Source organism: Limosilactobacillus reuteri subsp. simiae, assembly GCF_020784875.1.
Taxonomy (GTDB): domain Bacteria; phylum Bacillota; class Bacilli; order Lactobacillales; family Lactobacillaceae; genus Limosilactobacillus; species Limosilactobacillus reuteri_H.
The window spans coordinates 20,865-43,559 of sequence record NZ_JAJGUI010000098.1 but is presented as its reverse complement, the minus strand read 5'-3'; the positions used below and the strand labels follow the sequence as shown (position 1 = coordinate 43,559).

Below are 22,695 nucleotides of genomic sequence, written 5' to 3'. Positions count from 1 at the left end.
TAACGAAAACAATTCTAACATTTAAAATAAAAAGGAGCGAGTATTTTCTCGTTCCCTTTTTATTTTATTAATCATCTTCTGGTTCGTACGATTCACCCTTTGTTCGCCGTGATAAATCAACCTTATCAAGCGGAATCAAGTGCGTCTTGTAACGAATCTTGTAGTAGAAGAAAAGAATTAAGAATAATGGAATTCCCATGTAAGTAATTAAAATGTTTTGCCAATCCATTTTTACAAAAGCATCAATGTTTTGACCACAAATAACGACAATACATAGAGCAAGCGCGAATACTGGGCCAAATGGGAACCCTGTTGCATGATACTTCAATTCAGACAGTGTATGTCCTTGCTTAAGAAATGCCTTCCTAAAACGGTAGTGGGAAATTGCAATTCCTAACCATGCAATAAATCCACACAATCCAGATGCACCAATTAAGTAGTTATAAGCTTTTGGACCAATGAATTGAGTTGCATAGGCTGCTAATGAGACAACCATCGTTCCCAGCAAAGCATAAATCGGAATACCACGTCGGTTTACGTAACCAAAAATCCGCCATGCATATCCTTCACGCGCTTGTGAATAAAGCATCCGGGTTGAAGCATATAAACCAGAGTTAGCAGCAGAAATAACAGCAGTTAAGATAACCGCATTCATTGCACTAGCCGCAAATGCTAATCCTGCCCGCTTAAACACAATCGTAAATGGACTCATTGTAATATTTGAAACGTCTTGATTCAACAAGTTCTTATCTGTGTAAGGAAGGATGCAGGCAATAACAAAAATAGCAAAAATATAAAAAAGTAAAATTCGCCAGAAAGTTGAGTGGATTGCCTTTGAGACAGACTTTTCTGGTGTAGCGGCTTCACCAGCAGTAATTCCAACTAATTCTGTTCCTTGGAATGAGAACCCAGCAACCAAGAAAACACTAATAATTGCTGGCACACCCCCAACAAACGGTGCCTGCTTATAGTGGAAGTTGCTTAATCCAACTGGCTTACCACCCATAATTCCAAAAATAATTGCAACACCAACAATCAAAAATACGATAACTGTGACAACTTTGATTAAAGCAAGCCAAAATTCAGTTTCACCATAAGATCGTACTGATAAATAATTGATTAAGAAAATTAATGCCATCACTGTTACACTAAAAATCCAACCTGGAACATTAGGAAGCCAATAATTCATTACAATTCCCGCAGTTGTAACATCTACGGGGATGGTAATCGCCCAGTTAAACCAATAATTCCAACCAAGAGCAAAACCTAGTGCTGGATCAACAAATTTTGTTGAATAAGCTGAAAATGACCCAGTTAATGGCATATATGTTGCCATTTCCCCTAGACTCGTCATTAGGAAATAAACCATAATTCCCATAATTCCATATGCAACTAACGCTCCACCAGGTCCCGCAGTTGAGATAGCGGATCCACTGGCAATAAAAAGTCCAGTACCGATTGTTCCACCAAGAGCAATCATGGACAAGTGACGTGTCTGTAATGTCCGTTCCATATGACCCGTCGACTTAGATTCATCTGCCATAAATATATTTCCTCCAAATTTGTGTGCCTTAACGTCAACATTTTCGAAGAGGATAAATTAAAAGGGTCTTCTGATCGGTAACCCCACCAGAAGACCCAACTTAATACCTATAATTAATTGTTGAATCAATTTAGGAAGCGCCCCGCAATTATTGCGACAGTCTATAGCCTATTGTGACTATAGCCCAACATCTACCAGAAATAAGCTAAGTAGTGTTTCGGCATATTTCCCTTTCACTAATACTCCGGTGCTTATTCACCTAATACTAGTTACTGATAAAATATGCAACCTCTTCATCGAATGAAATTATACCCCACTCAAATAAAAATGCAAGTCCGATTATTTAATAATGCGTTGCCATAAATCGTCCTTGTCATAAGTAAAACCACATTTAACAAGTACTCGCTGGGAACGATAATTACTTTGTTTGCACTCCGCATGAATCGTAATTTTAGATGGCAAAATAGAAATACATTTTTGAAGTGCAGTTGTCATTATGCCTTTATTCCATTGGTTTTGCTGCAAAAGATAACCTAATTCATAATGATGAGCAATTCTTTTTCCTTCATCCCCATACCAAGCACTTAATACAATCATCCCCACTACATCTTCATTTAGTTTCACAACCATTACATGATTCTGGCGAACAAACATCTTAATAGCTTGCGCACGTTTTTCTCTTTGAAGTGGTAAAAGCATTCCTACTGCTTGTGTTAAGTTTTCATTATCCAATAATTTAACTATTGCTCCTAAATTGTTATTAGTTTTTGCTGGTTCAATTATAATTTCACTCATTTTTTCTCCTATTTCCCGGGAAATAAAAAAAAGAAGCAACCCAAAAAGATTGCCCTCCATCAATTTCGATTATTAAATTTCAACACTACGGAAGAACGGAATTCGTTGCAATCGTGGTGCCCAAGCGACATAGAGCCATTCAGCTACTTGTAACCATGCATAAGCTAATAACATTGCACCAATAGTATCAAATGGCCAGTGAGCATAAAGATATACCCGCGATACCGCCAAAAAGAAGACTGCAAATATTAATAAGATTTGCAAAATTGTGCGGACAGATGCTTTTTGAATAAGTGGAATTACAATTAAGAATAAAATTGCTACTACCAAGAAGAATCCTAAAGTGTGACCACTAGGGAAACTATAGCCATCATCTGCTGCCAAGTGTTGTGCAGGACGGACCCGCTTAACGATGTGTTTAATAATTGTTCCAAGCACATCACCACCAAAAATCGTTCCTAATGACCATAAAGCCGGGATGCGATAGCCCTTCAACCATAAAACACCTGCAATAATAAATACCCATACTAAATCTAAGACCGGTTTAGCTAAAAATGAAAGTAAGCTCATCAAAGCATGGAACCAACCAATTCCTTCCAGGCGCTGACTAGTGAATAACGACTGCAGAACAGCATCAATCATTGTTAGCACTGACGAATTAAACATAATTAATAGCATCAATGCGATAAAGAAACCACCGCTTAAGGCAAAGCGCCACCACCGATGATCATCACGTTCAATAAACATAATCAAGGATTCTCCTAACTTAAATTAATTAATCAAAAATGAGTATACCACAGTGTCAAAAATTCCATCGTGACTTTTTGATTAAATATTTATGAAGATAGTTCAAAACACGATTTAAAAGCTCTCCCAAACCAAAGCCAAGCGTAATTGCACCAACAATGACAACTACCTGGTAGAAATAAACATTAACAAGATGGTAATTACCAATAGCAAAATTACGAACCATTTTATAAGCCTGTCCTCCAGGCACGAATGGAACTAGCGCGGGCACATTAAAAACAATAATTGGCATTCGTTTTCGACGAGCTGCTGCCTGGCTTAATACCGAAATTAAGATTGCAGCAACTAAATTACTAAACGCAAGGCCAATGCCACTGCAATAATACATTATCCAGTAGACTACCCATACGCCTCCACCAATCATCCCCGCAGTATGATAGGCACGTTTAGGAATATTTAAGAGGATACCAAAACAAACTGTCGAAACATAGCATAAGAAAAATTGTAATAATAGGTTACCCCAATTCATCTCCTACCCTCCTAATTAAAGTGCAGAACAATTACAATTGCACTACCAATCGAAACGGCAGTTAGAATCGCCTCAATTCCTCTTGTAGGTCCACTAATTAAGTTTCCGGAAACTAAATCCCGTGCCGCATTAGTTAAGGGCACCCCAGGAACCAGAGGCATAACCGCACCAATAATAATATCATTAATATTATTAGCAAGGTGCATTTTAACAAAGATCACCGCCAAAATACCTATAATTAAGGAAGAACAAAACTCTCCTAAATATTGAATCTTAAACTTTCGTAAAAGGTATGAAAATGCTCCGTAACCTACGCCACCTGCAAGAAAGCCAGCCCAAGAATCCGAAACATTCCCTGTAAAGACAATCATTAATGCACCGCTTAAAATCGCAGCAGCAAATGATTCATACCAGTTTTGCCATCTTGACATCTTTTGGCGATCAATCTTTTTTAATTTAGCAAATGCTTGTGGAACATCAATTTTGCGCCGTGCTAGTTCACGAGAAACTTCATTGACATCCGCAATTTTACTTAAATTGTTTTTGCGATGACGAATAGTAATTACTTGGGCATCAGGTTCATTAATCGTCCCAACTACAATTCCAGTTACGGTTGTAAAAGCCTGAAAGCCATGAAGTCCTGCACTTTTTGCCATTCGGGATAAGGTGTCGTTAACTCGTTCCATATTAGATCCATTTTCAATTAACAGTCTCCCAGCTAGCAAACAAGTCTTTAGTGCTAGTGCTTGTCGTCGTTTCGTTAACATCTTTTCGCCTTCTCTGTTCAAAGATATTTATTATTATCCTCTGTTTAGATAAGGAGCTCAATACAAAAAAACGGCCGGAAAAATCCAGTCGTTTTTTGTATTTAGTCTTTAACTACATTTGCAGCTTGAAGGCCACGTTCGCCTTCTTCAACTTCAAACGTAACATGTTGTCCTTCGCTCAATGACTTAAAGCCATCCCCTTGAATAGCAGAAAAATGAACAAACACGTCATCGCCGCTTTCACGAGTAATGAAGCCATACCCCTTATCGTCATTAAACCATTTAACAGTTCCTTGTTCCATGTTGGAAATCCTCCTGTGCATTAAGCACTAATATAATTTGTAATTCGTCTCAGGTGAAGAGATCCATTTGCAATGAAACAATCGAACCAACCGCACTTAAAAAAACTACAAAAACCATTGTATCACATAAGCAATCATTTACATAATTAATCTTTATTTTCTTGAGCTGTGTCCGGTTCAATAAAAATATTATGTGAGGCCTTATATGAAACATTAATTTCTTGGTCGTTATCCTCTTTTTGAATCACAATTGGTCCTTCAAAAGGCTCATGGCGAATTACAGTTACTTGTTCCTGAGGTCGTAATCCTAACTCTTCTAAGTAAGTGAGAAGTTCATGATTATCTAAGAATCGTTCTAGTTCAACTTTTTCCCCATCATCAGCATCTGCCAATAAACGATGTGTTACATCTGGGAACTTGCCATTAGCTGATGGAATTACTCCACCATGCGGACAATGATCAGGGTGTTGAAGAAAAGCATCTAAGGCCGTTGCTAGTCGATCACTTGTCTGATGTTCAAGAATTTCCGCTTCTGAATGGACGTCGGCAAAATTGTAGTGAAGCTTATCCACTAAAAATGTTTCCCATAAACGATGCTTTCGAACTAATTCTGCAGCATACTTTTGTCCCTTTTCAGTTAAAGAAATACCGGCATATGGTTCATGAACAACTAGCCCTTCGTCAGCCAACTTAGAAATCATCTCGGTTACTGATCCAGCGGCAATTCCTAGTCCAAGGGAAATCTCTTTATTAGAAACTTTTTTATGACTACCACCTAATTCAAAAATAATTTTTAGATAGTCTTCCTTCATTGGAGTCAAATTGTTTCACCTCTGGGTATTAAAATTTGGCCTACGATCGGTCATTATGTGTTTTTATATATTAACATTGAACCCAAATTGATTATAGCATATTATTAAAAGTGTAGTTTGGAAAGCCTAACTTTTTTGTTATAAGCTTTTTATAAACCCGCAATCGATCTTTACGGAGGAGTAGGTAAATCATGGACGAAAAAGTAACAGGGAAACGCTTTTTAGCAGTTACCCTCCTAAATGTATTAATTACAATTGTTGAAATTCTTGGAGGTATTCTTTCGGGAAGTTTAGCCTTACTATCAGATGCTTTTCATAATTTAGGGGATTCGCTTTCCATTGTACTAGGCTATTTTGCCCAGCATATTGGCGGACAACCAGAGAATCGGCAACGAACTTATGGCTACCGTCGAGCTGAAATCCTCTCAGCATTAACTAATAGTATTTTCCTGATTGTTATCTCTGTCTTCTTAATTATTGAAGCTATTAAACGGTTAGAGCATCCCCAGCATATTAACGGGGGCATTATGTTAACCGTAGCCGTAATTGGTCTGCTTGCCAACTTTATTTCTGCAGCCCTCTTACATGCCGGAAGCGAAGACAGCTTAAATGTCAAAGCAACTTATCTCCACATTCTAAGTGATGCACTTTCATCAGTTGCCGTTATCATTGGAGGAATCATTCTTACCTTTGTTAATGTTCCATGGCTTGATCCCGCCTTGACAATTGGGGTTGCCCTCTATATTGCTTATGAGGCTTGGCCAATTATTAATCAAACCATTAAAATTCTCATGCAGTCCTCCCCAGATCTTGATTATAATTCCATCGAAAATGATTTAAAGCAAATCGACGGAGTTACGGCAGTTCATCACGTCCATGCATGGATGATGGATGAACACCGAATCATTTTCTCTGCCCATCTTAATTGTGATGACTTGCCACTAAGCCAGGTTGAGCGAATCTATAGTCAAGTAGAAAAAATCTTGCATGAAAAATATGGGATCTGTCACGTTACTATTCAAGCAGAATATCACCGTGGGAAAAATGAAGAATTATTCAATACTCCCGTTGATGAAAAGAACGTTATTAATAACGATTTCAAAGAGGACTAAATTTAAAGGAAGCAAAAAGTTGAGTGAAAACTCAGCCTCTTGCTTCCTATTTTTTCACATCGATTAAAATAATTTTCCGACTCCATAGTGAATCGTAATCGTAATCAAACCAATAATAATATTTCGAATAACTGCAACTTTTACAAGCCCGTTCCCAAGTTTAGAGCTGATATAACCGGTTAGAGCGCTCGTAAAGGCAACTGCCAAAATCACGGCATACCACTTATATGCTTCGGGAGCAAAAGTCATCGCCATCAACGGAATTAATCCTCCGGCAGCTGCTGAAAAAAGAGAAGAAAATGCAGCATCCCAAGGGTTAAGATAGTGACCAAGCTCAATATCATACTTAATCCGAACAACTGTCTCGAGGGGCTTTTTATTAAGGAGGTCCTTAGCAATTTTGATTGATGTTTCAGGAGTAACTCCTTTATTTACATAATAGTCTTTTACTGCCGCAAGTTCCCCTTCATAATCGTCTTTTAAGAGTTGCTCTTCTTTAGCAACGGCCGCTTTTTCTGTATCCTTTTGAGTAGATACAGAGGCATATTCGCCAGAAGCCATTGAAAATGCACAGGCAAGCAAATCAGATAAGCCAGCAATGAAGATAGTAAAACGGTCACTTGTCGCTGCTGCCACCGATACCAAAACACCGACAACAGTCAAAATTCCATCATTTGAACCTAGTACCCCTGCTCGTAACGTATTCAGTTTTTCTTCCATTGTTTGCTTCTGATGCTTTTTCACCTTAATACTCATTTAATCTCATCTCCCTACCGTGCAAATAATTGTCCAATCAGGTATGTAACCCCCATTGTTAATAATCCAGCAGCTGCATTCCTGATCATCGATTTAATCCGGTTAGATTTTCCTAAAACTGCCGCAAAATAACCAGTAATTAACAAGGCAATCAGAACTGCAATTGCGGTTGCTAAGATTCGAACATTTGCGGGGGAAACGGTAACCGCCACCATTGGTAAAATTGAACCAGTTGGAAAAGATATAAAAGAAGCAATCGCCGCAGCATATGGACTTGTAAACTCATTGGGATTAAAGCCATAGCGCTCTTGAACAGCTGTCCCTAAAGCATCTTTTTCCATTAATTCTTTCGTTGCTTGTTTAGCTAATTGCGGATCAATGTCTTGAGCTTCATATTTCTTTTGAACATAGTCAAATTCATGCTGGTATTGATTTTGAAGGCGCTGCTTCTCACTAATCAAAGCCATTTTTTGTGAGTCCTTTTGAGTTGAAACCGAGACATACTCCCCCATACACATCGAAATCATCCCGGCAAGCGTTCCGGACAAACCTGCAATTAAGATGGCACGGGCATTACTCGTTGCCGCTGCCACCCCGATAACAATTCCGGCAATTGAAATAATCCCATCATTAGCCCCCATTACACTTGCACGCAGAACATTTACCTTTTGTGCTAATGACATCTTTTTCTTGGACACATTTATCCCTTCCCTCTTTTAGTTTAGAATCATTATAACATAGGGATAAGTAAAAACAACCAAATAATCTTCAAATGATATTCTATATTAGAATCATTAAAAATTGTATTTTTATGTAAAAAGCGATAGTCCTAATCAGAACTATCGCAATAATCTTAAAAAATTAAATTATTTATTCATAAGCCTGAACAGTGTTTGTCCGAATAACAAATACTGACGTTCCAGCATGACGAGCCATGTATGATGCCTGAGAACCAACCGCCTTACGATTACCCTTCTTACCAATTGAACCAACAACTAATAAATCTGGCTGAAAAGCAGGGATAACATGATTACAAATCCGCTCAGCTGGCCGCTCACCACGATCAACAATCGCCGTAATCTTTTCTGGATCAACACCGTAATCAATTGCTGCTTGGACATATTCATTTACTCGTTGACGTAATTCGTCTTCACTGCTATGAACATAATCCTTATCTAAGATTTGATATACGTTTACCCGGTCAGTTTCCAGAATTGATACAATTCCTAACTCTGAACCATCACGCTTCGCCTTATCAACCGCGTATGAGAAAGCGGCACGGGCATCTGGTGCATCGTCAACACCAACGAGGATCTTCTTGAACTTCTTTGGCTTTATTTCGAACATTAGTATTCTCCTCCCTATGTTCTACACTTTAACGGTGAAGCATTACTCGCTCCTCTTCGTTAAGTCATATTCTTCACTCCTTATGTTACTACTTATCTCAATTTTGTAAATAATTATTTTGGTCTTCCTAAAATAAAAGTGATTTATTAAAGAATTTTATAATTATTTTAGCAAATTAATAATTACACAATGCAGATTTTGACGGGGTATAGAACAAAATATATAATTAGGGATGTTTACTGCTTATTATAAATACAAATGAAATGGGGGTTAACTACACATGTCAATGATTGAATTTCATAATGTGCAAAAATACTACGGTAAATTCCATGCATTAAAAGATATTAATTTAACAATTGATGCTGGCGAAACGGTTGTTTTAATTGGACCATCTGGTTCGGGGAAAAGTAGCCTGATTCGAACAATCAATGGATTAGATCCTATTAGAGATGGTCAATTAATCGTTAATGGGTTTGACCTTGCCGATAAGAAAACCAATGTTAATTTAATTCGAAAGGATGTCGGGATGGTCTTCCAACACTTTAACTTATACAACAATAAGAGCGTTATCGAAAATATAATGCTCGCACCACGAATTGTATTAAAGCGTCCGGAAGAAGAGAACCGTGAATTAGCAATGAAACTGCTTGATAAAGTTGGACTTGCAAATAAAGCTGAAAGTATGCCTGCTCAGCTATCTGGAGGGCAAAAACAACGAATTGCGATTGCCCGCAGTCTGGCTATGAAGCCTAAATGCCTCCTATTCGATGAACCAACAAGTGCTCTCGATCCCGAAATGATTGATGATGTTTTAGACGTTATGAAAGATATCGCTAAAAACTCCAACATGACAATGTTAGTAGTGACCCACGAAATGGGCTTTGCACGGGCAGTTGCTGACCGGGTTATTTTTATGGCAGATGGTCGGATCTTAGAAGACGATTCAACCGAAAAATTCTTTGGCGACCAGCCTTCTACAGAGCGTGCTCGCGAATTTATGAGTAAGATCAGTGGTCACTAAGGAGGAATTACAATGAAAAAGTATTGGCGATTGATTAGCCTTAGCGCCCTCCTCTTTGTTACTCTCCTTACTATTTCTGCCTGCGGTACCTCAATTGCAAAAAAAGATGTCCTGACCGAAGATATGCGTAGTCAACGAATTACCTGGGGAGTTAAAGCAGATACCCGCCTATTTGGGCTGGAAAATATCCGGACAGGAAAGCTAGAAGGATTTGAAATTGATCTCGCAACAGCCGTTACAAAAAAGATCGTCGGCCCACAGGGAAAACCAATTTTTGTTCCTGTAACCAGCGGAACCCGGGTGCCCCTATTAAAAAATGGTAATATTGATGCGATTATGGCAACTATGACGATCACTCCTGAGCGAGAAAAGCAAGTTGATTTTACCCATTCTTACTTTGATGCTGGTCAATCTCTCTTAGTTAAAAAGGGAAGTCCGATCAAAAACATCAGCGATTTAAATCGACGAGGTGCTGTAATTCTTGGGGTTTCTGGATCAAATTCAGTTAAAAACGTTGCGAAGTTTGCTCCTAAAGCACGCGTCCTTCAATTATCTGACTATGCTCAAGCGATGACGGCCCTTAAATCTAAACAGGGGGATGCCCTTACCACTGATAATGGGATTCTCTATGGGATGGCAGCTGAAAATCCGGGCTATGAAGTTGTCGGCGGTAACTTTACTAAAGAACCTTATGGAATCGCCGTTAACAAAAATCAAACGCGTTTTCGCAATAAATTAAACTGGGCGTTAAGAGAAGTTGAAAAGGATGGAACCTACAACCGTCTTCTTCTTAAATGGTTTGGCAATGTTAAAGGATTTAATTATCAGGAGATGAAGCGCTAATGTTAAATTTAATTATAAATGAGTGGCATCCCCTTTTAACCGGCCTCTGGAATACTATTCTATGTAGCCTTATTGCACTAATCGGGAGCCTTATTATTGGAACCTTTTTTGCCCTTCTCGAGATTTCGCAGCATCGGGTTTTAAAAATCATCGGTCATGTCTATGTGGAGGTCTTTCGTAATATCCCACTGTTGGTAATTACAATGGCTTTTTTCCTGATCATCCCAATGTATGTAGTGAAAATTAATGGATTTACTGCGGGAACAATTGGCTTAACTCTTTATACGTCTGCATTTATTGCTGAAACTGTGCGTGCTGGAATTAATTCAATTGATCCTGGTCAAATGGAAGGAGCCCTTGCCAATGGACTTACTTATGGACAAGCGATGCGCTACATTGTTTTACCACAAGCATTTCGCGTTGTTATTCCGCCACTTGGCAATCAATTTATCAACTTGGTAAAGAATTCATCGGTGCTTGCCTTTGTTGCTGGCTTTGATCTTATGTACCAAGGAAATTTAATTGCAAATGATACCTTAGCAACTATGCCCACTTATTTCATCGTCGGTATCATGTACCTCCTCATCACGCTTCCGTTGAGTTATTACATGCGCCACCTTGAAAAGAAATTAGCTTAGGAGGAATGATCAATGCAAAATTTTATTGACGCTTATTCATGGATTAATATCCGTTTCCTCCTAGAAGGGCTTTGGATTACGATTGAAGTTTCCGTAATTTCAATTATAATCAGTTTTATTTTGGGAACTTTTCTCGGAATTATTCGTTATGCTAACATCAAATACTTATCAGCAATTGTAGGATTCATTATCGATATTATCCGTAATCTTCCTCTCCTGCTAATAATTTTCTTCACCTACTTTGGCCTCCCCAATATCGGAATTAAACCAGAAATTATTCCTGCCGCAATTATGGCGCTTTCAATTTTCGAATCGGCAATGGTTGCTGAAATCGTTCGCTCAGGGATAAATTCGATTGATTACGGTCAAACGGAAGGGGCATTAGCTAATGGATTAACTAAGTGGCAAGCATTACGAATTATTGTCTTACCACAAGCAATTAAGAATATGATGCCGGCCCTCGTTAGTCAGTTCATTTCATTAGTTAAGGATACGTCACTAGCAACAATCATCGTCTTGCCAGAGTTAATGTACCACGCCCAGATCATCTATGGTCAAAACACAAATTATATTATTCCGATGTTCGTTGCGTTAGCAGTCCTCTACTTTATTGTCTGCTACTCATTATCATTGGTTGCACGTTATTTGCATAAACACATTGCATAAGTATAAACGAGGCTGAGAAAAACAACAGTTTTTTCTCAGCCTCGTTTTATATGAATATTGTTACGATATCGCGGAAATTAACCACAAGGCGGTTAATTTCCACTCACTTATTTAATACTGAATCATAAAGTCAAACCGTTGGTGCTCGCCGGTCAAGCGATTAACATGCCGTTCCATCACTTGACGTCGTTGTCCAAACATCATCCAAACGGCGATTCCAATAAATACTACTAATTCAATGCCTGTCCCAATCCAATCCTGAACTGTTACTTTTCCAGTCATCAATGTTGAATCAGAAGCAATAAATGCTGTCCAATCTAATAGGAAGTGCATTACCATTGCTAGCCATAATTGACCAGTATAAACATAAACAGTTGCAAAAAATAGTCCAATTCCTGCTGCGCTAACTGCTTGTAAAACAGTCATCGACCATTCTTGAGGACCATAGTTGGTAAGATGAACAATTCCAAATAAAATTGAACTAGTTGCTAATGCTAACGGAAGTCGTTGTTTTACATTACGCCAAGCATAGAATAAGATGCCAAGAATAGCAAAACGGAACAACGTCTCTTCCATTACCGCAGCCTCAAATGCCGAAAGGGTAAAATCCCAATTAGCACGATGGAGACTTGGCATTTCTCCCGTATTTAGAGCCATAAAGATAATATCAACAACAACTAGCCCAGCAAATATCCCCCAATTAAAATCACCGCTCCAATGTGGCTTTAATCCTGGCCATGATAAGTGCCACGTCCGCATGACAGTTGTCGTAAGAATAAAAAAGGCAACTGCGCCAACTGCACCAGTGGATAATGCTAACAATAAAAAGTGATTATCTACTAAGTCTGTTGGTAAGGCAATCAATGGCGTGAAAACTACCTGAGCTAACCAGGCAATAAAGATTAATCGTTCGATGCTCCAATGCATGAGTTCACCAATTACGCTTGCAAATGGTGCAAACATAATAAAGTAATAAAAAATCATCATTGTCACAACGCCCCGGGATGGTAAATGTAATAAAACAATAATTTCTCGAACCATTACATCCCAAGCAAACACTAAAATTATCGGCTGAGTAATTACTTGTAGCCATGCATTCAACTTTTTAACTAACAAGGATACATTAGGTAAGAGTTCAAAGACTAAACCAATTCCTAAAATAATAACCATGATCAATAATGCTAATGCAACAGTCTGACGATTAAATTCGTAATTACGAATCATCATCATTGCCAAAATGACCAGGGTCGCCCCAATTTGAACCCGGTACCAGATCCTAAGATAATCGTTTCCGGTCATTTTTCCTCATCCTCTCTGGGAAATCTAAAATAATTGCTAAATATGATCATACCAAACAATCTCCTTAGTTTTAAGAACAAATCTTCTTTTTTTAGTTTAAACCACAAAAGAACCTGCAGGCAAAAAAACCGCAAGTTCTTTTATCGTTTATTTTGTGTTTCCAGTTGCAACTGGTTGCTTCTCTTTACTATTCTTCTTTTTAGAATGTTGCTGAGAGTTCCGGTGGGAATGATTATTTTGTCGTTCGTTTTTATGTGTTTGATTATTTTTATTGTTTGGTCGACGATAGTGTTGGTTTTCGGAACGATTATTACCGTTCAAAATTGTCACCATCGGAATAATCACTGGACGACGACCGGTGCGATCATAGAGTAATTTTTGTAAACGGCTGATGATTGTCCGGTTTAATACTCGTTGATCAACATGTTTGTGATTCTTAAACGTATTAAGGATTGCCCAGAATACTTCATGATTGGCTGCCTTAATTAGTTCTTGTGACTCATGCATATAAACAAAGCCACGAGAAACAATATCAGGTCCCGCAACAATTTGGTAATCCTTTAAGTCGACAACCGCAATCGCTGTTACGACTCCTTCTTCCGAAAGTAAGCGCCGTTCGCGAATTTCTGGGTTTCCAACTGTATCGCCGGCATCACGACCATCGATATAAACATCGCTAACACTATCAATATGGTCTGCTACTCGGCAAGAATCCTTCGTAAGAGCTAAAACATCCCCATTTGCAAGGACAAAGCTATTTTCCTTTGGTACACCAGTCATTTCAGCTAACTTGGTGTGAATTTTTTGCATTCGGTATTCACCGTGAACCGGAGCAAAGAACTTAGGCTTCATTAACCGTAGCATAAATTCTTCATCGACTTGACCACCGTGTCCTGATGTGTGGATATTATTAACATACCCGTGAATTACATTAGCCCCGCTTTCTTCAAGCTTATTGATGAGGGCGTTAACACTAGTAGTATTACCTGGGATTGGGTTACTAGAGAAGACAACAGTATCTTCGGGCTGAATAGTAATTTGACGGTGAGTACCATTAGCAATCCGACTAAGGGCTGCCATAGGTTCTCCCTGCGATCCAGTACACATGATCAATACTTTTTCTGGTGGGTAATTGTTAATTTCATTTTGGTCAATAAGTGAATCTTTAGGAATGTTAAGGTACCCTAATTCTTGACCAGCAGTGATTGCATTTTCCATACTGCGACCAAAAACCGCAATCTTTCGCCCTTGCGCAATTGCAGCATCAGATGCTTCACGCAATCGATAAACATTAGATGCAAATGAGGCAAAGATAATGCGTCCCTTAATTCGTTCAAAGATCCGGCGAATATGGATATCAACCCAGCGTTCAGACTTTGTAAATTCTGGTCGTTCAGCATTTGTACTATCTGATGTTAAAAGGAGAACCCCATCATCCCCTAACTTAGCCATTTGTTGAAGATTAGGACCTGGTAAATTACCAACTGGTGTTAAATCAAACTTAAAGTCACCAGTCTGGACAATTGTTCCTTGAGGAGTATGAACGGCCACACCAAGGGTATCAGGAATTGAGTGCGTTGTTCGGAAGAAGCTCACCCATAACTTCTTAAAATGAACTTCATCAAATTCATTAATTTCATGCAATTCGGCATTTCTTAGTAAGTGTTTTTCTTCCAGTTTTCCTTTAATTAATGACATTGCAAATGGTCCAGCATAAATAGGTGCATTGACCTTTTGTAAGAAGAATGGCAATCCTCCAATGTGGTCTTCATGACCGTGAGTAATAAAGATTCCCTTAATCTTATCTTTATTTTCAATGAGGTAATCATAATTTTGAATTACGTAATCCACTCCTAGTAATTCATCTTCGGGGAATAAAACTCCACAGTCAATAACAATAATTTCATCTTGGAATTGTACACAATACATATTTTTACCAATTTCACCAAGACCACCCATGGCGTAAAAGGCAACTTCATTGTTTTTAATCTTTAATTTTGTCATAATACCTTTCCTTCTATAGATTTTTATCATGTTAATTAACGGAATTTAAGTAAGCCAAAAGAACCGCTTTGTTCTGACAAGGTCGGTTATTGATATTCATTTTATTATTGGCACTTAATCTTAATTATTTAATCCGTACGTAAAACTAACTATTATTTTACCACATCTACAAAATTGAAGGTAGTAATTGCCTAATTCTTTGATTAAAAAAGAAGGTTGTGAGTGGGAATTAACTTCCTCGACAAGACGGTGGGCTAAGGATAGAACGGTGATTAGCACGGCACGGGCTGATTATCGCTCGGACTTAGCCTCGAGCCTTGTAGTTACGACGTGAAGCTAGCCTACGAGGCTTTCCACGATATCTTACTACTGTTCATAAAAGCAGTTGAGGCTGAGAGAAAACAAAAGTTTTCTCCCAGCCACCTTCCTTTTTAAATCTCGCTAGCTGCTTGCCTAATCTTCTTCTGGTAACTGTTCCTCTTTTTGTTCCCAAGCCTTCATCCAATCAACAACCGGTTCCCCATCTTCATGAAATTTAACATTAGTCAATGCGGTTAAAATTTTTTGATAAGCTGGCTTACTTAGCCGCGTGCTTACATTAACTAATTCTTGATGACCCATAAAAGCATTATCGCGCAAGATTTGATTAATTGTAGCCATTAGTTCATTAGATACTTGTGAGCTAAGGATCTCTAAACTACCCCTGCAATATTGATCAACATAAAAATTAATAAACGAATTAAGGGCAACTTCTTTAGCATCGTCGCTTAACTCACTATAACTTAAACCTGTTGTAGCCAATTGGTATTCTTCCTTTCTCAAATTAATTTACTTTGATTATCCTCTACATTTTAACCTTAACACAAAGTTTATTATCCGTTAATTTTCTTTACGATCTCGAATACGAAGACTAGTCTTATCACCATCAATCACTGCATATACTTCTTTTGTGGGATCCTCAGCTAATGGGCCTAACTTAACTTCTCCACTATCTTCCCCAGTTTGTTCTACTTCTTTGATGCCATCCGTAATAAAACGGGTAAAAATCTTATGAAGTTCGCGCCGTTTACGTTCCTTCTTTACAGCCATTGCTAAAGTAAAACCTTGATCCAAAAATACTTTAATCGTTAATACTTGAAAAATTGTTGGAAAACTAAAATAGTGATTTTTATTCTGCTCATCTTGTTCAGATTTAATGTAACCCTTTTTCTCCCAGTATCTTAATTGACTAGTGGAGACACCAGTTACACGTGCCACTTCACTCATACTAATTTTTAATTGTTTACTAGCGATCATTTTTCTAATTTTTTCAGAAAGCGGATCCATCATTTTCCTCCAAAGTATATATTTTAATCATAAATTACCAAAAATTTGATATCTTTGTCAAATAATTTGACAAAGATATCGAATAGTATTATTATTTTTCACATTGTAAAAAATGTAAAGGAGGATTCTATTAGTGAATCAAGAGCAACAACCTGTTGATATTAATGGTCAAACTTATAATCGTTCCTTAATGATCTTTGTCTTATTAATTGGAGCTTTTTGTACCATTTTAAATCAAACTATTCTTTCAACAGCCTTTCCGGCATTAATGGATGCTTTTAATATTAGTACAGCCACCGTTCAATGGTTAACTACTGGGTTCTTAATGGTTAATGGGATTATGATCCCCGTAAGTGCCTACCTAACTAGTCGTTTTAATACTAAAAGTCTTTTTATCATTGCTATGTCAACCTTTGAAGTCGGAACAATCCTAGCATGGATCGCTCCATCATTTGCCGTTTTATTAGCCGGTCGTCTTATTCAAGCAGTCGGAGTAGGAATCAACATGCCTTTAATGCAGAATATCATGCTGACTGTTTATCCTCCTGAAAAGCGTGGGGCTGCGATGGGAGTGAATGGCCTAGTTATCGGATTAGCGCCAGCAATCGGTCCTGCTCTATCAGGGTGGGTTATTGATAGCTATAGCTGGCGGTGGCTTTTCGGAATGATTGCCCCAATCACTGCTTTAGTCATCATTGTTAGTTTTTTTGCAGTTAAGAATGTTATCCCTAACAAAAAGCCGCATCTTGACTGGCTTTCTGTTATTATTTCAACACTAGGCTTTGGGAGCATGCTTTATGGGTTCTCAAGTGTCGGTGATAAGGGTTGGACAGATCCAGTTGTCCTTTCAACCATTATCATTGGGGTGATTTTAGTTGTAATTCTAATCATACGTCAAAACAAGCTAGACGACCCATTTCTTGAATTCAAAGTCTTTGAAAGCAAAGAATTCTCCCTCGCAACTATCCTTAGTTCAATTGTAATGATGGCAATGGTTGGGGTAGAATTCGTCATTCCTCTTTACCTTCAAATTATTCATGGAATGTCTGCCTTCCATTCAGGTCTTACCCTTTTATTTGGGGCCCTTTTCATGGGAATTATGAGTCCAATTACTGGGAACTTATTTGACCGTCACGGTGCTAAGCGCTTAGCCTTTACGGGAATGTTTATCTTAACTGTTGGAACAATTCCTTTTGCCTTTATTACTCGTGATACCCCAACTATTTATATTGTCTTCCTATATGCAGTCCGGATGTTTGGTATTTCGATGGTAATGATGCCCGTTACTACGGCGGGAATGAATTCTCTTCCTTACAATTTAATCTCGCATGGTACAGCCGTTAACAACACCATTCGTCAAGTTGCTACTTCTGTGGGAACAGCAATCATGATCTCTGTTTTGACAAATATTACTAATAGCAATCGACCTGCTCATTCATTGCTGACACAATCCCCATTGCAATATAAAGCAAAGATGTTTGATGCTACTTTGATGGGTTATCATGCAGCATTCTGGTTTGCAATCGCCTTCTCACTCATTGGTTTATTCCTCACATTCTTTGTTACAAGTGGTAATGGAATTCACATTCGGCTGGATAGTGAGGATATAGCAAACTCAGCTGATAAAGGAGGGATGAAATAATGGTTATTATTTTAACTTTTCTAGGAGCACTTGCCTTTTTTGCTTGCATGATGTTTATTCGGCAAAAAAGCCTGCGAATCATTTTAACTACACTCATGGGAATTATCTTTGTAGGCTCGACGCTTTTGATGACACTAAATTACAGTCACCATTTTGGAATGCAAAAAGTTACGACAACAACCACCAAGCGGATTTACTCTGCTTCAAATTCCTCAATGCCCCTGGCAATTTACCAACCGGTTGGTAAAAGTGGCCGTGATGATGTTTATATTTATAACACCAAGGTTAAACAAAAAACGCCTAACCATACCCAAGCAAACGAATATACCACTAGCCGGATTAAATGGACTAATGGTACTACTCCTCAACTCGTAACAACTGAGACACGTTGGCAATATCGTAATAATTTTTATAAAGTCCTATATGCATGGTCAGGAATGGACAATACATTGGTTAAGCGGACTAACGTGTTAGAATATCCACGAATGTATGTTAAACTCACAACGAGTCAGGCTGCTAAACTTGCCAGAGTTGCTAAATCTGCTACAGGAGCCAAATTACAAGCACAAGCAGCAGAACAAGGACGCGCTTTTGTTACATCAAAGGTTCAAGCAGCAATGGCCAAGAATCCTAACATGACTGCTAAGCAAATCCAAGAAGTATCGGCACAAGCAGAACAAGAATTTCAGGCCCAAAGCGTTAAACAAATTTTAAAACAAGTTAAGTAAAAAATAGAGACTAAGAGAAAAAACAATCTCCTAGTCTCTATTTTGTATTTAATCTAATTCAAAAATACTGGTGGCAATTCTGAGGTAAATGTCCTTTGTTTAAGGGTAAAGGGATCATTAAAACTAATTTTACTTGCATGAAGCAACTGATGATCATACTTACTAGTATCGCCGCCATAAAGATGGTCACCAATTAGGGGATGACCAATAGCGGCAAAGTGAACCCTAATCTGGTGTGTGCGTCCAGTGTGAAGTCTTACCCGTACTCGTGTCCACTTTGCACCTCGTTCTTCAACCCAATACTCGGTCAAAGCTCGTTGCCCATTCTCGTCAATTACCCGGGCTGCTTGACCATCCTGCCTTCCAATCGGCTTGTTAATCTCGCCATATTCGTCCATAATTTGTCCTTCTACTAAGGCTGTATACTCCTTCAGCATTTGATGTTGCTGCACTTGCTGACTGATCATACTGGAGGCAATATGATGCTTAGCGACAAGAAGTAATCCCCCCGTAAAGCGATCCAGTCGTGTAATTAAATGAGGGCGGAGATCTACAGAATTATTTGCGATTAAGTATCCCTTTACCCGATTTAAAACTGTATCATTTTGAACGGTTGGTCCTGGGATAGAAGTCACACCTGCTGGCTTATCTATTACCAACCAATTATCATCTTCATAAACAACATTTAAGGGCTCATTACTAATTTCAACAGTATCATCAGCTAACTCTGGCTGAGCCTTAATGGTTAAAGGTTGATTAGGAAGAATCTGGGTTGTTGGCCGTACCTTTCGATGATCAACAAGGAATTCCCCTTCACCGTTTTTAAGATCGTTAAATAAACGGTGCCCCATCCCCAATGACTGAAGATACTTCTTTATTTTAATCGGTGCGGTTCCTCGGTATATCCACGTATTTTCCATCTTAATTTCCTCCATCGACATTACAAAAGATACAAAAAAAGAGCTGATGACCTAAATCACAGCTCTTTAATATTGAACGGTCCGTACGAGACTCGAACTCGTGATCTCATCCGTGACAGGGATGCGTCCTAAACCAACTAGACCAACGGACCAACTTGACAACAAATAAAAGTATACGAGATTTCTCAAAATTAGTCAACAAAAATTTGTAATTTATTTTTGATTTTTCGTTTTTCCTATCTATACCGTAAAAATTATCAATAGTTTATAATGAAAGTACTAGCTATTATTAAGGAGGAGTTTTTAATGCAGCAGTTGGGCAAGCGCCTATTAAACTGGTGGTCTAAGTATTCAAAAATCATAAAAGTAGTGTTTGTAACCTCAGTCCTAGTCTTTGTTATTCTCGCGTTAGGTAACTTTTTTAAAACAGTTAAATGGCATGAAGTAGGGGTTGGTTTAGCAAACCTGTCTTGGGAAAGTATTATTCTGCTACTAATTACGGGATGCATCGCTGTTGTCCCCATGTTGGGATATGATTTTGCAATTACCCATTTATTACCCGGGAAATTTAAGAAATCATATACCATTCGGTGTGGATGGATTACCAATACTTTAACAAATATTGCCGGATTTGGCGGAATTCTTGGTTCTACCCTACGAGCATACTTCTATCGAAAGAACGCAACTAAGAAAGAGATTCTACTTGCTATCTCTAAAATCGCTGTTTTCTTACTCTCTGGTTTATCTGTTCTTTGTTGGGTAGCCTTGATCATCATGTTTGTGTTTCACGATGGCGGCCACTTCAACCAATACGCACTTTGGCTTGTGGGGGGCGGATTATATTTTCCGATCGTTTTTTATTTTACTGTTATTCATAATAGTAAAATATTTAAGGATATCACGCCCAAAGTAGGGACCTTTTTAGTCACCAGTTCAACTTGTGAATGGCTATTTGTAGCACTTTTTTTCTTACTAGTCGGTTGGTGCCTAGGCGTTCGGCATAACCTTATTAGCGTTCTGCCATTATATGTTGTTGCCCAAGTTCTCGGGGTTCTTTCAATGATTCCGGGGGCACTTGGTTCGTTTGACCTTTTAATGATGTTAGAACTGTCATTACTTGGCGTTTCCCAAACTACCTCTGTTATTTGGTTATTACTATTCCGAATTTTTTACTACATCGTTCCATTAATTATTGCCGGATTCATGTTCTTGCACTCGCTGGCATCCCAAGTTAATCAGTTTTTTGACGGATTACCATTGCTAATGGTCCGCAAACTTGCTTACTATTTAATTACAACGTTTATGTATGTTTCTGGGATTTTGATGCTTATTACTGCCTCAATTCCAGACATCACAGCACAAAATAAGATTATCGCGAACCTTTATCCCTATACCTTCTTCTTCCTCCACCAATTGACAACCATCTTATTTGCACTGGCTATGCTTGCCTGTGCTCGCGGTCTTCAATCAAAGGTGAAAAAGGCATACCTTCCTACTTTAATATTATTGGTAATTGGAATTGCTAATACCATTTGGAACCTGGGAACATTGAGCTTAACAATTTACCTCGTCATTGTTTTGATACTTGTTTTACTCTCTCGCCATGTGTTATACCGGAAGAAATTGGAATACTCAATTGGAAAATTCGCAATTGATAGTCTTATCTTTGCTGGGGCATGTATCCTCTATGTAATTGTCGGGGTTATTAATGCTCCTCAATATTCCAGTAAGCACCACATCCCTGATTTTCTATTTTTCCCTGGTGAAAAGATTTGGATTTCCGGACTTTTCGGATTAATCCTCGGCCTCTTATTAATTTTCGTCATTCTGCGCTACTTTATGGCAGGAACTGATCCTTTCAATATTCCAAACGTATTTGATGCTGAACGGATCCGCAATGTTATTAAAGAATATGGGGGAAATGAAACTAGTCACCTCGCCTTCTTAAAGGATAAAAGTATCTACTATTACAGTGTTGATGATCATGATAAGCTCTTTTTCATGTATCGCCGTAAATATGATCGCCTAGTCGTAATGGGCGATCCAGTTGGAGATAAGGATAGTTGGCGACCAGCTCTTCGACAATTTGTCTTAGAAGCTGATAAGTATGGCTATCAGCTTGTCTTTTATGAAGTCTCCAGCGATATGACAATGCTTCTTCATGAATTTGGCTTCGACTTTATTAAAACCGGTGAAACTGGCCTCGTTAAGCTGGCAGACTTTACGCTTGCTGGTAAGCGACAACGATCACAACGAGCATTGATGCATAAATTTGATCGTGAAGGCTATACCTTCTCTGTTGAACAGCCACCATTTAGTAAAGAATTAATGCAAGAAATGAAACAAGTCTCCGATAGCTGGTTAGGCAACGAAACAGAAAAGGGATTCTCTCTTGGTTTCTTTGACTCCTACTATATTAATCAAGCACCAGTTGGCATCGTCCGTGATAAAGAGGGCAAAATGGTCGCTTTTGCAACTTTTATGCCAACAGGAGGCAAAAAGATTTTAACAATTGACCTCATGCGTCATAGCAAAGATGCCCCTTCTGGAATAATGGATAAAATTTTCATCAGTATGTTCCAGTATGGTCAGGAAAATGGTTATACCTACTTTGACCTCGGAATGGCCCCTCTTTCAAATGTCGGGGAATATCAATTTAGCTTTATTGAAGAAAAAGCTGCGCACTTCATTTATGAATATGGATATCATTTGTACGGCTTTCAAGGATTACGACGATACAAAGATAAATATGCGACAGTTTGGTATTCACGTTATACTGCCTTCCGTAAGAAGAATTCAATCATTGCCACAATGATGATTCTAGTTAGTGTCGTTAACCAACGTGTTGATCAGCAAAACCACCGTTCAATCTTCTGGTGGTTGATTAAATAATGATAA

23 protein-coding genes, 1 tRNA gene and 1 riboswitch are annotated in these 22,695 nt (G+C 38.4%); of the genes, 8 read left to right on the top strand and 16 right to left on the bottom strand.

The window, feature by feature from the left end; genetic code table 11:
• Positions 1-67 precede the first annotated feature (67 nt).
• The 7 genes from LMC10_RS04900 to LMC10_RS04870 form a co-directional block, all read right to left on the bottom strand.
• Entirely contained in the window at positions 68-1,543 is a 1,476-nt protein-coding gene (locus LMC10_RS04900; RefSeq protein WP_003668799.1) for an amino acid permease, read from the bottom strand.
• Between the two features lie 127 nt (positions 1,544-1,670).
• A riboswitch (Lysine riboswitch) is annotated at positions 1,671-1,845 on the bottom strand.
• Between the two features lie 37 nt (positions 1,846-1,882).
• A complete protein-coding gene (locus LMC10_RS04895; protein ID WP_229269111.1) occupies positions 1,883-2,338 on the bottom strand; it encodes a GNAT family N-acetyltransferase in 456 nt (151 codons plus the stop codon).
• Positions 2,339-2,410: 72 nt separating this feature from the next.
• Complete coding sequence (locus LMC10_RS04890; RefSeq protein ID WP_019252701.1) at positions 2,411-3,085, bottom strand: phosphatase PAP2 family protein; 675 nt, start codon at positions 3,083-3,085, stop codon at positions 2,411-2,413.
• Between the two features lie 55 nt (positions 3,086-3,140).
• A complete protein-coding gene (locus tag LMC10_RS04885) occupies positions 3,141-3,614 on the bottom strand; it encodes a threonine/serine exporter family protein (RefSeq protein WP_078009679.1) in 474 nt (157 codons plus the stop codon).
• An 11-nt stretch (positions 3,615-3,625) separates the two neighbouring features.
• Complete coding sequence (locus LMC10_RS04880) at positions 3,626-4,381, bottom strand: threonine/serine exporter family protein (protein ID WP_078009678.1); 756 nt, start codon at positions 4,379-4,381, stop codon at positions 3,626-3,628.
• 101 nt (positions 4,382-4,482) lie between these two features.
• Positions 4,483-4,683 (bottom strand): cold-shock protein, encoded by a 201-nt coding sequence (locus LMC10_RS04875; RefSeq protein ID WP_003672521.1) that lies wholly within the window; start codon positions 4,681-4,683, stop codon positions 4,483-4,485.
• Positions 4,684-4,829: 146 nt separating this feature from the next.
• Positions 4,830-5,504, bottom strand: coding sequence for a metal-dependent transcriptional regulator (locus LMC10_RS04870; RefSeq protein ID WP_113897326.1), 675 nt, complete (start codon positions 5,502-5,504; stop codon positions 4,830-4,832).
• 182 nt (positions 5,505-5,686) lie between these two features.
• On the opposite strand from LMC10_RS04870, the gene LMC10_RS04865 reads away from it, so the two are divergent.
• Positions 5,687-6,607, top strand: coding sequence for a cation diffusion facilitator family transporter (locus LMC10_RS04865; protein WP_229269110.1), 921 nt, complete (start codon positions 5,687-5,689; stop codon positions 6,605-6,607).
• Between the two features lie 63 nt (positions 6,608-6,670).
• Here the strand turns inward: LMC10_RS04865 and LMC10_RS04860 are convergent, their stop codons facing one another.
• The 3 genes from LMC10_RS04860 to LMC10_RS04850 all read right to left on the bottom strand — a co-directional run bounded on the left by LMC10_RS04860 (position 6,671) and on the right by LMC10_RS04850 (position 8,710).
• Positions 6,671-7,363, bottom strand: coding sequence for a VIT1/CCC1 transporter family protein (locus LMC10_RS04860; RefSeq protein WP_102815776.1), 693 nt, complete (start codon positions 7,361-7,363; stop codon positions 6,671-6,673).
• A 14-nt stretch (positions 7,364-7,377) separates the two neighbouring features.
• The gene (locus LMC10_RS04855) at positions 7,378-8,061 is read right to left on the bottom strand and encodes a VIT1/CCC1 transporter family protein (protein WP_229269109.1); all 684 of its coding nucleotides are present in this window, start codon (positions 8,059-8,061) and stop codon (positions 7,378-7,380) included.
• A 172-nt stretch (positions 8,062-8,233) separates the two neighbouring features.
• The gene (locus tag LMC10_RS04850) at positions 8,234-8,710 is read right to left on the bottom strand and encodes a universal stress protein (protein WP_003668816.1); all 477 of its coding nucleotides are present in this window, start codon (positions 8,708-8,710) and stop codon (positions 8,234-8,236) included.
• A 280-nt stretch (positions 8,711-8,990) separates the two neighbouring features.
• On the opposite strand from LMC10_RS04850, the gene LMC10_RS04845 reads away from it, so the two are divergent.
• The 4 genes from LMC10_RS04845 to LMC10_RS04830 are packed head-to-tail and all read left to right on the top strand — an operon-like array spanning position 8,991 to position 11,878.
• The gene (locus LMC10_RS04845) at positions 8,991-9,731 is read left to right on the top strand and encodes an amino acid ABC transporter ATP-binding protein (RefSeq protein ID WP_308015807.1); all 741 of its coding nucleotides are present in this window, start codon (positions 8,991-8,993) and stop codon (positions 9,729-9,731) included.
• Between the two features lie 12 nt (positions 9,732-9,743).
• Positions 9,744-10,574: a transporter substrate-binding domain-containing protein gene (locus tag LMC10_RS04840; protein WP_229269108.1), complete on the top strand. Its 831-nt coding sequence runs from the start codon at positions 9,744-9,746 to the stop codon at positions 10,572-10,574.
• Positions 10,574-11,212, top strand: a complete 639-nt coding sequence (locus LMC10_RS04835; RefSeq protein ID WP_229269107.1) for an amino acid ABC transporter permease — start codon at positions 10,574-10,576, stop codon at positions 11,210-11,212. Before LMC10_RS04840 ends, LMC10_RS04835 begins: the two co-directional genes overlap by 1 nt.
• Positions 11,213-11,224: 12 nt before the next feature.
• Positions 11,225-11,878 carry an amino acid ABC transporter permease gene (locus LMC10_RS04830; protein WP_003664620.1) on the top strand — a complete coding sequence of 218 codons (654 nt, stop codon included), beginning with the start codon at positions 11,225-11,227 and terminating at the stop codon, positions 11,876-11,878.
• Between the two features lie 111 nt (positions 11,879-11,989).
• Here the strand turns inward: LMC10_RS04830 and LMC10_RS04825 are convergent, their stop codons facing one another.
• The 4 genes from LMC10_RS04825 to LMC10_RS04810 form a co-directional block, all read right to left on the bottom strand.
• Positions 11,990-13,177 (bottom strand): CPBP family intramembrane glutamic endopeptidase, encoded by a 1,188-nt coding sequence (locus LMC10_RS04825; protein ID WP_229269106.1) that lies wholly within the window; start codon positions 13,175-13,177, stop codon positions 11,990-11,992.
• 147 nt (positions 13,178-13,324) lie between these two features.
• Positions 13,325-15,181, bottom strand: coding sequence for a ribonuclease J1 (rnjA, locus tag LMC10_RS04820; protein ID WP_035160344.1), 1,857 nt, complete (start codon positions 15,179-15,181; stop codon positions 13,325-13,327).
• A 453-nt stretch (positions 15,182-15,634) separates the two neighbouring features.
• Complete coding sequence (locus LMC10_RS04815) at positions 15,635-15,982, bottom strand: DUF3368 domain-containing protein (protein WP_229269105.1); 348 nt, start codon at positions 15,980-15,982, stop codon at positions 15,635-15,637.
• A gap of 78 nt (positions 15,983-16,060) precedes the next feature.
• Positions 16,061-16,507, bottom strand: a complete 447-nt coding sequence (locus LMC10_RS04810) for a MerR family transcriptional regulator (RefSeq protein WP_229269104.1) — start codon at positions 16,505-16,507, stop codon at positions 16,061-16,063.
• Positions 16,508-16,640: 133 nt separating this feature from the next.
• Between LMC10_RS04810 and LMC10_RS04805 the strand changes: the two genes are divergently transcribed.
• Positions 16,641-18,149, top strand: coding sequence for an MDR family MFS transporter (locus LMC10_RS04805; protein WP_229269103.1), 1,509 nt, complete (start codon positions 16,641-16,643; stop codon positions 18,147-18,149).
• Positions 18,149-18,877: a DUF4811 domain-containing protein gene (locus LMC10_RS04800; RefSeq protein WP_229269102.1), complete on the top strand. Its 729-nt coding sequence runs from the start codon at positions 18,149-18,151 to the stop codon at positions 18,875-18,877. The genes LMC10_RS04805 and LMC10_RS04800 overlap by 1 nt, the downstream gene beginning before the upstream one ends.
• 53 nt (positions 18,878-18,930) lie before the next feature.
• Here the strand turns inward: LMC10_RS04800 and LMC10_RS04795 are convergent, their stop codons facing one another.
• Positions 18,931-19,797, bottom strand: a complete 867-nt coding sequence (locus LMC10_RS04795; protein WP_229269101.1) for an RluA family pseudouridine synthase — start codon at positions 19,795-19,797, stop codon at positions 18,931-18,933.
• A gap of 77 nt (positions 19,798-19,874) precedes the next feature.
• Positions 19,875-19,949 (bottom strand) — tRNA-Asp (locus LMC10_RS04790).
• Between the two features lie 154 nt (positions 19,950-20,103).
• Between LMC10_RS04790 and mprF the strand changes: the two genes are divergently transcribed.
• Positions 20,104-22,689 (top strand): bifunctional lysylphosphatidylglycerol flippase/synthetase MprF, encoded by a 2,586-nt coding sequence (gene mprF / locus LMC10_RS04785; RefSeq protein WP_229269100.1) that lies wholly within the window; start codon positions 20,104-20,106, stop codon positions 22,687-22,689.
• The last annotated feature ends 6 nt before the right edge of the window (positions 22,690-22,695 follow it).

What these genes read in the sequence shown, in the direction of transcription:
- LMC10_RS04875 (WP_003672521.1), bottom strand. Translation starts at nt 4,683, where the DNA reads ATGGAACAAGGAACTGTTAAATGGTTTAATGACGATAAGGGGTATGGC.
- LMC10_RS04825 (WP_229269106.1), bottom strand. Translation starts at nt 13,177, where the DNA reads ATGACCGGAAACGATTATCTTAGGATCTGGTACCGGGTTCAAATTGGG.
- LMC10_RS04900 (WP_003668799.1), bottom strand. Translation starts at nt 1,543, where the DNA reads ATGGCAGATGAATCTAAGTCGACGGGTCATATGGAACGGACATTACAG.
- LMC10_RS04860 (WP_102815776.1), bottom strand. Translation starts at nt 7,363, where the DNA reads ATGAGTATTAAGGTGAAAAAGCATCAGAAGCAAACAATGGAAGAAAAA.
- LMC10_RS04865 (WP_229269110.1), top strand. Translation starts at nt 5,687, where the DNA reads ATGGACGAAAAAGTAACAGGGAAACGCTTTTTAGCAGTTACCCTCCTA.
- LMC10_RS04850 (WP_003668816.1), bottom strand. Translation starts at nt 8,710, where the DNA reads ATGTTCGAAATAAAGCCAAAGAAGTTCAAGAAGATCCTCGTTGGTGTT.
- LMC10_RS04835 (WP_229269107.1), top strand. Translation starts at nt 10,574, where the DNA reads ATGTTAAATTTAATTATAAATGAGTGGCATCCCCTTTTAACCGGCCTC.
- LMC10_RS04890 (WP_019252701.1), bottom strand. Translation starts at nt 3,085, where the DNA reads ATGTTTATTGAACGTGATGATCATCGGTGGTGGCGCTTTGCCTTAAGC.
- LMC10_RS04885 (WP_078009679.1), bottom strand. Translation starts at nt 3,614, where the DNA reads ATGAATTGGGGTAACCTATTATTACAATTTTTCTTATGCTATGTTTCG.
- LMC10_RS04880 (WP_078009678.1), bottom strand. Translation starts at nt 4,381, where the DNA reads ATGTTAACGAAACGACGACAAGCACTAGCACTAAAGACTTGTTTGCTA.
- LMC10_RS04845 (WP_308015807.1), top strand. Translation starts at nt 8,991, where the DNA reads ATGTCAATGATTGAATTTCATAATGTGCAAAAATACTACGGTAAATTC.
- LMC10_RS04840 (WP_229269108.1), top strand. Translation starts at nt 9,744, where the DNA reads ATGAAAAAGTATTGGCGATTGATTAGCCTTAGCGCCCTCCTCTTTGTT.
- rnjA (WP_035160344.1), bottom strand. Translation starts at nt 15,181, where the DNA reads ATGACAAAATTAAAGATTAAAAACAATGAAGTTGCCTTTTACGCCATG.
- LMC10_RS04800 (WP_229269102.1), top strand. Translation starts at nt 18,149, where the DNA reads ATGGTTATTATTTTAACTTTTCTAGGAGCACTTGCCTTTTTTGCTTGC.
- LMC10_RS04795 (WP_229269101.1), bottom strand. Translation starts at nt 19,797, where the DNA reads ATGGAAAATACGTGGATATACCGAGGAACCGCACCGATTAAAATAAAG.
- LMC10_RS04830 (WP_003664620.1), top strand. Translation starts at nt 11,225, where the DNA reads ATGCAAAATTTTATTGACGCTTATTCATGGATTAATATCCGTTTCCTC.
- LMC10_RS04810 (WP_229269104.1), bottom strand. Translation starts at nt 16,507, where the DNA reads ATGGATCCGCTTTCTGAAAAAATTAGAAAAATGATCGCTAGTAAACAA.
- LMC10_RS04895 (WP_229269111.1), bottom strand. Translation starts at nt 2,338, where the DNA reads ATGAGTGAAATTATAATTGAACCAGCAAAAACTAATAACAATTTAGGA.
- mprF (WP_229269100.1), top strand. Translation starts at nt 20,104, where the DNA reads ATGCAGCAGTTGGGCAAGCGCCTATTAAACTGGTGGTCTAAGTATTCA.